Consider the following 7940-nt stretch of genomic DNA (forward strand, 5'->3'; position numbering starts at 1 on the left):
GAGTGCTCGGAAACCTACCGCAGTAATGCGATAAGGCGCTGGGTGCTTAGCCTACACAAAACTGTCAGAAAATATTTCGGGGAAGCCATTGTCGTAACGCAGGAGGTGGACGATATTATCGCTTCGCCTATTGTCAAAGAGGCGATTATCAATAACTCCGACTGTAAAATCCTGCTCGATCAGCGGAAGTACGTCAACAAATTCGATTCCATACAAACACTTCTGGGACTCACCGAAAAAGAACGCGCACAGATACTGTCTATCAACATGGCAAACAATCCGTCAAGACGGTACAAAGAGGTGTGGATTGGGCTTGGCGGTACACAGTCAGCGGTCTATGCTACGGAAGTTAGTTTGGAAGAGTATTATTGTTACACCACGGAAGAAACCGAGAAACTGGAACTGTTCCGGCTGACCGAAAAACTCGGCGGGAACATAGAACTGGCTATCAAGCAACTGGCCGAAAGTAAGCGGTCGGAGTAATCAAACAAATGTATTAATCTTTAAAAATCAATCAGTATGAGACTTAAATTTTTCATATTGTGCCTGGGAGCTATTTTCTGCATCAATCAGAAATCCCATGCTCAATGGGTCGTAACAGACCCGGGCAATCTTGCCCAGGGCATTATTAATGCCACCAAGAACATTGTACAAACCTCTACGACGGCGCAGAATATGATCAAGAATTTTCAGGAAACCGTCAAGATCTATCAGCAGGGAAAGGAATATTACGATGCGCTAAAGAAAGTCAAAGGATTGGTTCGCGATGCCCGCAAGGTACAGCAGACCATCCTGATGATGGGCGATATTACGGACATTTATGTAAACAGTTTCCAGAAAATGCTGTCCGACCCTTACTTTACAGCGGATGAACTGAGTGCCATTGCGCAGGGATATACCATTCTGCTGGAAGAATCCTCTTTTGTGATAAACGACCTGAAATCCATTGTCAACGACTCCGGTCTTTCGATGACCGATAAAGAACGGATGGATATCATTAACCTGTGTTATGACCATGTTTATGAATATCGCGGACTGATACAGTATTATACCAATAAAAACATTGGGGTGTCCTACCTGCGTGCCAAAAAGAAACAGGATCAGGACCGGGTACTGGCATTGTACGGAAATCCGAATGAACGTTACTGGTAATTTCATTAAAAGCAGATAATATATGACATTACTGGCAATAGATTTTCAAAACCTGCATCAAATCCTGCAAAAACTATACGTGGACATGATGCCGCTATGCAGTAACATGACAGGTGTGGCAAAAGGTATTGCAGGGCTTGGCGCTTTATTCTATGTGGCTTACCGTGTATGGCAACAACTCTCACGAGCGGAACCCATCGATGTTTTTCCGCTATTGAGGCCTTTCGCAATCGGATTTTGTATTATGTTTTTCCCGACTGTCGTATTGGGAACGATTAACAGCGTTATGTCGCCCATAGTCAAGGGAGCCAATAATATGGTACAGTCTCAAACGCTGGATATGGAAGAACATCGACAGTTGCGGGATAAGTTGGAGGTTGAGGCTTACAAACGAAATCCGGAAAAAGCCTATCTGGTTGATAAGGAAGAGTTCGATAAGAAACTGGAAAAGATGGGGACGTTCGATGCCATTGATAAATGTGGACTGTATCTGGACCGTGCGGCGTTCAATGCCAAGAAAGCGATTCAGGGATGGTTTCAGGAGTTGCTGGAGCTTCTTTTTCAGGCAGCCGCATTGGTTATTGACACCATTCGTACTTTCTTTTTAATCGTACTCTCTATTCTCGGACCTATTGCTTTTGCTATTTCGGTATGGGATGGGTTTCAATCCAGTCTGACGCAGTGGATAACAAGATATCTGAGTGTATATCTGTGGCTTCCCGTTTCGGACCTGTTCAGCAGTGTCCTTGCCAAAATACAGGTATTGATGCTTAAACAGGATATAGAAATGCTGTCTGATCAAAGCTATATTCCCGATGGTTCTAGCCCGGTCTATATCATCTTTATGATTATCGGTATCGTGGGCTACTTTACCATTCCTACAGTAGCAAACTGGATTATAGCTGCGGGCGGCATGGGCAATTACGGAAAGAATGTCAATCAGTCGGCAACCAAAGCCGGTTCTCTGGCAGCAGGTGCTACTGGTGCAGCCGTCGGTAACATCGCAGGTCGTCTTTTGAAACGATAAATTAAAAGTATAACAATGGAATTTAAATCATTAAACAATATCGAATCCAGTTTTAAGCAGCTCCGCCTGTTCAGCATCATTTTCCTTTGCCTGTGCGCGGTGATGATGGGATATTCCGTTTGGAAAGCCTACAATTTCGCCGAAGCGCAACGGCAGAAGATTTATGTACTGGACGACGGCAAATCGCTGAAGCTGGCTTTATCGCAGGATTTAAGTCAGAACCGTCCGGTAGAGGCAAGGGAGCATATAAAACGGTTCCACGAACTCTTTTACACGTTATCACCGGATAAGAGCGCTATCGAAGGTAATATTAAACGTGCTTTATTCCTTTCGGACCGTACCGCTTTCAATCATTACCGCGACTTGTCGGAAAAGGGATATTATAACCGGATAATTTCCGGCAATATCAACCAACGGATAGAGATAGACAGTGTAAAATGCAACTTTGAGGTTTATCCTTATGACGTGATAACCTACGCCAGGCAATACATCATCCGGGAACGGAACATTACCGAACGGAGCCTTATCACAGCATCCAAACTACAAAATTCCGTGCGTAGTGATAATAATCCGCATGGGTTTATTCTGGAAGGTTTTACGGTATTGGAGAATAGGGATGTCAGGGTACTTGACCGATAACAAAGCAAATAACAAAAATCATGAGACAATTTATAAGTAAAATCAAAGACAGGGTAGAAGACGGACTCCGGCGCATTTGTGCGCCGATGGGTCCCGGTACTCGAATTCTGGTGATTGTGATATTGGTAGCAGTCTTTGCCGTCTGCAATTTCTATATCATGTTCCGGGCTATCTATAATATAGGTCGGGAAGATAAGAGATGGGAACAGATAGATTCTGAAATCAAAATACCGGAAATGGCACCCGGGCCCGAAGAATCCGGTAAAGAGCCGGAAGAAGTGACAAGGGAAATGCAGGAATTTTTTAATGAACATTTTAAACAGGAAGAAAATGACACAGAAGAAGGATAATGCGATCGGGAAACAGAAACTGAAAAAGTATCTGGTATTTGCGGTGATGTTTCTTGCCTTTGGCGGATGTATGTGGCTGATTTTCGCTCCGTCAGAGAGCGATAAAGAAGCACAGCAACAGGGTGTCGGCTTTAATGCCGACATTCCCGACCCCAAGGATGCCGGGATAATTGATGACAAGAAAACCGCATACGAACAGGAACAGGTGCGGCAGAAACAGGAAGAAAAGATGCGTTCGCTACAGGATTATTCGTTTATGCTTGATTCTCCGGATAGCAATCAGGAAAACTATCAGGAACACGTATCTATCGACGCTGTAAATAAGGAACCGGAGAAAACCCCGACGGTTCAGTCTTACGGTTCAGTCGGTAATAGTAGTTATTCCCGCCGGGGAAATTCATTTGAATCTTCCAACGCTGCCTACAGGGATATCAACCGTACTCTCGGAAGTTTCTACGAAGAACCGAAAGAAGACCCTGAAAAGGAACAGTTGAAAGAGGAACTGGAACAGTTAAAAGCGGCTATGGCACAACAGCAACAGGTCTCCACTTCGGTCGATGACCAACTGGCACTCTTGGAAAAATCCTATGAGCTGGCAGCTAAGTATATGCCCGGTAGTCAGGAAGGAGCAGCATCTACCGGAAAAACGAATACGGAAAATAGCAGTTCCGGCAAGAAAACGGAAGTGGTTCCGGTTACACAGGTAAAGCAACAGGTTGTTTCTTCCCTCCGGCAACCGATGAGCGATCTGGAGTTTATCAAACAATACAGCCAGCCAAGGAACAGGGATTTCCATACGGTAGGTGCAGAGGAAGCCTCCAGCGATAAAAACACCATTAGTGCGGTAGTACATGGCGATCAGACGCTGGTAAACGGTCAGAGCGTAAAGCTACGGATGACTGAAGAAATGCGGGCGGGCAGGCATGTTATTCCGAAGAACACCATCCTTACAGGCGTGGGTAAGATTTCGGGAGAACGGTTAGGGATAGAGATTTCCTCCATTGAATACGAGGGGAATATCATTCCGGTCAGCCTACAGGCTTATGATTCTGACGGACAGCATGGCATTTATATTCCCGGCTCGATGGAAATGAATGCCGTAAAAGAAATCGCAGGCAATATGGGGCAGAACATGGGTAGTTCCATTACCATTACCCAGCAAGGTCAAAGTGCAGGGCAACAATTACTCACCGATTTGGGTCGCGGTGCTATTCAGGGAACATCCCAGTACATTGCAAAAAAAGCGCGGGAAGTAAAAGTTACGCTTAAAGCGGGCTACTGGATATTTCTTCTTCCGGATACCAATAACTAATCCAACTATCAAATCATTTAAAACATTTTAGAATATGAAAAAGTCGATTATTCTTTTTATTATGGCAGTTACCGGACTGACGGTATATGCCCAAAATTCAGCTATGGAAGTAACAGCAGAGGAAATTCAGGAATCTTACCAGCCCAAACCCTCTTTCGGGGATTATTTTGAGGGGTACACAAAAAAGATAACCTACGACAGGATGATTCCGCCCTACGGGTTGGAGGTAACTTTTGACAAGACAGTGCATATTATTTTTCCGGCTGAAATCTCCTATGTAGACTTGGGTTCAGCTAATATTCTGGCAGGCAAAGCAACCGGTTCGGAGAATGTGATCCGTGTAAAGGCGGCGGTTCGCGGTTTTGAGACTGAAACGAATATGGCGGTAATTACTGCTGACGGTAGCTTTTATACTTTCAATGTAAAGTATGTAGATGAACCGCAGAAACTAAATGTGGAGATGCGGGATTTTATGCATGATGGTGAGGCGGTCAACCGCCCGAATAATGCCCTTGAAATTTACCTGAAGGAACTCGGCAACGAATCGCCGAAGTTGGTCAACCTGATTAACCGTTCCATTTATAAGAATAACAAAAGGCATGTGAAACATATCGGTTCCAAACGGTTCGGCATTCAGTATCTTTTAAAAGGTATTTATTCGCATAATAATCTGTTGTACCTGCATACCCAAGTCAAGAACGAATCGAATGTTCCTTTCGAGATTGACTTTATCCGCATGAAGATTGTGGATAAGAAGGTTGCTAAGCGGACTGCTATTCAGGAGACGGTGGTTTACCCCATCCGAGCCTATAATTATCTGACAACAGTTAGGGGTAATAAGACAGAACGAACCGTCTTTGTGATTGATAAGATTACGATTCCCGACGACAAGCAGATGGTTATCGAACTCTTTGAAAAGAATGGTGGGAGACATCAACAGTTTATCATCGAGAATTCTGATTTGATACGCGCACGGGTGATTGACGAATTAAAAGTAAAATAGGATATGAAGAGGTATCTATTAATCATGACTGTTCTGGTTACATTTATCGGAACGGCAAGTGCACAGCGATATCTTCCCGGACAACGGGGATTAGAACTCACCGGAGGTTTTGTAAACGGATTCGAATTATCGAAAAAGGACGGTCAGGCATTCTATGGCAATATCAGCATGAGTACCTATACAAAGAAAGGAAACCGTTGGGTATTCGGTGCCGAATATTTACAAAAGCAGTTTGAATACAGGGAAGTATTTCTTCCGGTGGCGCAGATAACAGCCGAAGGCGGACATTATTTCAAATTCCTCTCCGATGGCAGTAAAACGGTATTTTTCTCTATTGGTGGCAGTGCCATTGCCGGATATGAAACGCTGAACTGGGGCGAACGTCTGCTGTATGATGGCGCCATGCTGGAAGACAAAGACGGTTTTATATATGGCGGTGCTGTTTCCTTCGAGATTGAAACCTATCTGTCCGACAGATTTGTACTGTTGGTCCGTGCGCGTGAAAGAATCATGTTCGGTACTGCGATTAATCGCTTCCATTTTACAATGGGCGCCGGTATTAAAATAATAATCAATTAAACATTAAACTGAAATGAGAAAATTTTTAGGATATATGTTATGCACGCTATCACTTCTGGTGATAGCATGTGCCTGTAGCGACGATCTGGACATTAAGCGCGATTATGAATTCGAGGTTCATCACCTCCCTGTTCAAGGCAAAATCAAAAAGGGAGAAACCGCAGAGATTCGGCTGCAACTGATAAGAAAAGGTCGTTGGGAAGATGCTAAATATTACATGAGGTATTTCCAACCGCAAGGTAAAGGTACGCTTGAAACCGAAGAAGGAATGGTCTTTCTGCCGAACGATTTGTACGGAGTTCCTAAAGAAACGTTCCGGTTGTATTACACTTCCAGCTCGGAGGATCAGCAGGTCATAGATTTGTATTTCTTAGATAATTTCGGGAATATGTTCACACTTTCCTTTTCGTTCAATAATGAAAATGATAAGGAAGAGGAATCAGAAAAAACATCATTCCATGATTATTTGCAGTTGTATCGCACTCAATATTCTATGTTGGCTATGTATAGCCCGGTCGTTAAGTAGTGCCCCAACAGACATAGAGCTGTGGGGAGAGGGAGTGGAGTAGCTAACCATTGTATAAACGCCCGGAATTATTCGGGCGTTTTCATTAAACTCGAAAAAATCATGAAATACAATATATTATTTTTTACAGTCTGGCTATACTTACCACTGTTGGTATGTAGTCAGGCAAACGATTTGCCAAATAGAAAACCAGAAATAGAAAAGTTTACGGAAAAGATTCTTTCTATGAAAGAGTTCTGGCGTATAGTCGATTCTATGCAATTATCCATTGATGAGTTATGCGACTATCCTATCATTTTCCCGGTTAAGAAACCCTTACGCATTTCATCGGGTTTCGGAATGCGTTTTCACCCTGTTTACAAGGTGCGAAAATTCCACAGAGGGATTGATATTTCAGGAACGAAAGGTACACCCGTTTATGCCACAGGCAATGGGATAGTAGTCCGGAAAGGTTATAATTCGGGATACGGAAATTTTATAGAGATTGAGCATACAGGCGGTTTCCATTCGTTTTATGCGCACTTAAGCAAGACGATGGTAAATGTAGGCGATTCAATAAATATAACCCAGCAGATTGCTTGTGTGGGTAATACAGGACTTGTAACAGGTAGTCATTTGCATTATGAAATTAGGAAAGGGAAACGTTTTCTAAATCCGATAGAATGGTGCGGTTGCCTGTTTGAAATATGGAATAAACAAAATTTAAACGAAAAAGCAGTATGAAATTTCTCGCTACATATTTGCAACCCGGAGAAGAAATCAGGTACAGGGCACGGATACATGTATTTCTGTTCCTGCAACCTACTGTATTACTGGTTATCGGGTTTATGTGTTACTTCGATGAAGTACTTATAACACACTATTTAGGACTTACACTTTTGTTTCTGGGGCTGGTTTCCCTTATACAACGTATGTTTGTAAAAGTCGGCTCTATCTATGCCGTAACAAATAAGCGGGTAATTATCAAAACAGGAGTAATCAGCCGCCGAACGGTTGAACTGGTGCTGGCTAAATGCGAAGGTATTCAGGTGGTACAGGGCATCGCTGGACGTATCTTTGGCTATGGTTCTATCGTGATTACTACCGGAGGGGCTACCAACTGCTACTATTATGTGAGTAATCCGTTTCTGTTTAAGCAGGCGATAAATGAGCAGATTAAGTAAACTACTTTATTCAACTTATTGAAAAACACCTGTCAAGTGATTTTGTCAGGTGTTTTTTTATGGGTATTTTTGTGGAAATATATTAGACATTATATTCAATAAAACTATATATGATTAAAAATCAATGAATTTGCAATTCTAAAATTATGCAGACCGCAAGCAATAATCATGACTAAATCGTCAAAACCA

At 42.9% G+C, this 7940-nt stretch carries 11 protein-coding genes; all 11 read left to right on the top strand.

Annotation, left to right across the window (positions count from 1 at the left end; all coding sequences use genetic code 11):
- The coding region (locus D0T56_RS16135) for a TraG family conjugative transposon ATPase (RefSeq protein WP_163321198.1) at positions 1–483 on the top strand (483 nt) is incomplete at its 5' end.
- 36 nt (positions 484–519) lie between these two features.
- Positions 520–1152 (top strand): DUF4141 domain-containing protein, encoded by a 633-nt coding sequence (locus D0T56_RS16140; RefSeq protein ID WP_163321199.1) that lies wholly within the window; start codon positions 520–522, stop codon positions 1150–1152.
- Between the two features lie 22 nt (positions 1153–1174).
- Positions 1175–2179, top strand: coding sequence for a conjugative transposon protein TraJ (gene traJ, locus D0T56_RS16145; protein WP_163321200.1), 1005 nt, complete (start codon positions 1175–1177; stop codon positions 2177–2179).
- A gap of 15 nt (positions 2180–2194) precedes the next feature.
- On the top strand, positions 2195–2818 hold the full coding sequence (gene traK / locus D0T56_RS16150; protein ID WP_163321201.1) for a conjugative transposon protein TraK: 624 nt from the start codon (positions 2195–2197) through the stop codon (positions 2816–2818).
- Between the two features lie 20 nt (positions 2819–2838).
- Positions 2839–3168 carry a TraL conjugative transposon family protein gene (locus D0T56_RS16155; protein WP_163321202.1) on the top strand — a complete coding sequence of 110 codons (330 nt, stop codon included), beginning with the start codon at positions 2839–2841 and terminating at the stop codon, positions 3166–3168.
- On the top strand, positions 3149–4480 hold the full coding sequence (traM, locus tag D0T56_RS16160) for a conjugative transposon protein TraM (protein ID WP_163321203.1): 1332 nt from the start codon (positions 3149–3151) through the stop codon (positions 4478–4480). The genes D0T56_RS16155 and traM overlap by 20 nt, the downstream gene beginning before the upstream one ends.
- 34 nt (positions 4481–4514) lie before the next feature.
- Positions 4515–5483 (top strand): conjugative transposon protein TraN, encoded by a 969-nt coding sequence (traN, locus tag D0T56_RS16165; protein WP_163321204.1) that lies wholly within the window; start codon positions 4515–4517, stop codon positions 5481–5483.
- Between the two features lie 3 nt (positions 5484–5486).
- Positions 5487–6062: a conjugal transfer protein TraO gene (locus D0T56_RS16170; protein ID WP_163321205.1), complete on the top strand. Its 576-nt coding sequence runs from the start codon at positions 5487–5489 to the stop codon at positions 6060–6062.
- A gap of 13 nt (positions 6063–6075) precedes the next feature.
- The gene (locus tag D0T56_RS16175) at positions 6076–6588 is read left to right on the top strand and encodes a DUF3872 domain-containing protein (RefSeq protein WP_163321206.1); all 513 of its coding nucleotides are present in this window, start codon (positions 6076–6078) and stop codon (positions 6586–6588) included.
- Between the two features lie 102 nt (positions 6589–6690).
- Complete coding sequence (locus D0T56_RS16180) at positions 6691–7311, top strand: M23 family metallopeptidase (protein ID WP_163321207.1); 621 nt, start codon at positions 6691–6693, stop codon at positions 7309–7311.
- Entirely contained in the window at positions 7308–7751 is a 444-nt protein-coding gene (locus tag D0T56_RS16185; protein WP_163321208.1) for a PH domain-containing protein, read from the top strand. The genes D0T56_RS16180 and D0T56_RS16185 overlap by 4 nt, the downstream gene beginning before the upstream one ends.
- Positions 7752–7940: the final 189 nt, after the last annotated feature.

Origin of the sequence: Dysgonomonas sp. 520 (assembly GCF_010501095.1) — a bacterium.
Taxonomy (GTDB): domain Bacteria; phylum Bacteroidota; class Bacteroidia; order Bacteroidales; family Dysgonomonadaceae; genus QVMP01.

What these genes read in the sequence shown, in the direction of transcription:
- traM (WP_163321203.1), top strand. Translation starts at nt 3,149, where the DNA reads ATGACACAGAAGAAGGATAATGCGATCGGGAAACAGAAACTGAAAAAG.
- D0T56_RS16180 (WP_163321207.1), top strand. Translation starts at nt 6,691, where the DNA reads ATGAAATACAATATATTATTTTTTACAGTCTGGCTATACTTACCACTG.
- D0T56_RS16170 (WP_163321205.1), top strand. Translation starts at nt 5,487, where the DNA reads ATGAAGAGGTATCTATTAATCATGACTGTTCTGGTTACATTTATCGGA.
- D0T56_RS16155 (WP_163321202.1), top strand. Translation starts at nt 2,839, where the DNA reads ATGAGACAATTTATAAGTAAAATCAAAGACAGGGTAGAAGACGGACTC.
- D0T56_RS16175 (WP_163321206.1), top strand. Translation starts at nt 6,076, where the DNA reads ATGAGAAAATTTTTAGGATATATGTTATGCACGCTATCACTTCTGGTG.
- traK (WP_163321201.1), top strand. Translation starts at nt 2,195, where the DNA reads ATGGAATTTAAATCATTAAACAATATCGAATCCAGTTTTAAGCAGCTC.
- traJ (WP_163321200.1), top strand. Translation starts at nt 1,175, where the DNA reads ATGACATTACTGGCAATAGATTTTCAAAACCTGCATCAAATCCTGCAA.
- traN (WP_163321204.1), top strand. Translation starts at nt 4,515, where the DNA reads ATGAAAAAGTCGATTATTCTTTTTATTATGGCAGTTACCGGACTGACG.
- D0T56_RS16140 (WP_163321199.1), top strand. Translation starts at nt 520, where the DNA reads ATGAGACTTAAATTTTTCATATTGTGCCTGGGAGCTATTTTCTGCATC.
- D0T56_RS16185 (WP_163321208.1), top strand. Translation starts at nt 7,308, where the DNA reads ATGAAATTTCTCGCTACATATTTGCAACCCGGAGAAGAAATCAGGTAC.